We start from the raw sequence: 874 nt of genomic DNA, 5'->3' as shown, positions 1-874 counted from the left end.
CGACTCCTTCTCCCATGGCTACTATCGATCCAATAAGACCAAATGCTTTACCCCTATTTTCCTTTGGAATATAGCGCGCAACTACAACCATTACGAGTGCTGGAAATGCAGCTGCACCAGCCCCTTGAATAAAACGAGCCATAATAAGTAAGGAAAAGAAAGAATGGCCAACAAACCCAATTACCGACCCGAAACAATTTATTATAATTCCAAATAGGAGTAACCTTTTGATGCCTAATTGATCAGATAGCTTTCCATATACAGCTGTTCCAATGGAAAAGGTTAACATAAAGGCTGTGTTCACCCAGTTTGTACTCGCAGGTGGTTTATTAAAATCATTTGCAATATCAGGTAATGAGACGTTCAAAACCATTTCATTTAATACGCTAAAAAAAGATAAAATGCAAAGCCAAATTAAAATTTGGTTGTGTCGTAAATTCGATTGTGAATAGGATGTATTCACATTTCACCCTCCAATAATGAGGGCAGACGTAGTTTATAGGGTTAATGATACGCTTCCCTCTTTTAATTGAACCCTGTTACATTCATTACACTTCATAATTAATTCCTCCTAAACTTGATTAAAACATTTTACCACATATAAACTAAGTTTTAAATTCAGTATTTCATCACTTATACAACAATATGGCCCGTTTGTTGAAATCTATTGTATCTTAATCTACTTCTTTTTCATCAATCAATTTCCCATTGATCTCTTCCAGTTCATCATCGGTCAAATACCGTTTTTCTAATTCGATGTACCTTTTACCGCCCCAGTTATACATGATCGCATACACATACTTCGTCACATCTTTTTCCTTGTAGCCATCTAATTCGCCATTTTTAAATTTGGTCATAGCGTCTTTGAATAGAC

General features: G+C 35.6%; 2 protein-coding genes and 1 pseudogene. All 3 read right to left on the bottom strand.

Annotation, left to right across the window (positions count from 1 at the left end; all coding sequences use genetic code 11):
• On the bottom strand, positions 1-463 hold a 463-nt coding region (locus QI30_RS18660), incomplete at its 3' end, for an MFS transporter (protein ID WP_148113880.1).
• 33 nt (positions 464-496) lie between these two features.
• Entirely contained in the window at positions 497-559 is a 63-nt protein-coding gene (locus tag QI30_RS21280) for a tetracycline resistance efflux system leader peptide (RefSeq protein WP_012779615.1), read from the bottom strand.
• Between the two features lie 115 nt (positions 560-674).
• A pseudogene (locus QI30_RS18650) lies at positions 675-874 on the bottom strand (hypothetical protein); the annotation flags it as partial.

The sequence above is a fragment of the Candidatus Kurthia intestinigallinarum genome (genome assembly GCF_003991225.1).
Lineage (GTDB): Bacteria > Bacillota > Bacilli > Bacillales_A > Planococcaceae > Kurthia > Kurthia populi.
The sequence above is the reverse complement of the archived record's forward strand: the minus strand, read 5'-3'. Positions and strand labels throughout refer to the sequence as shown.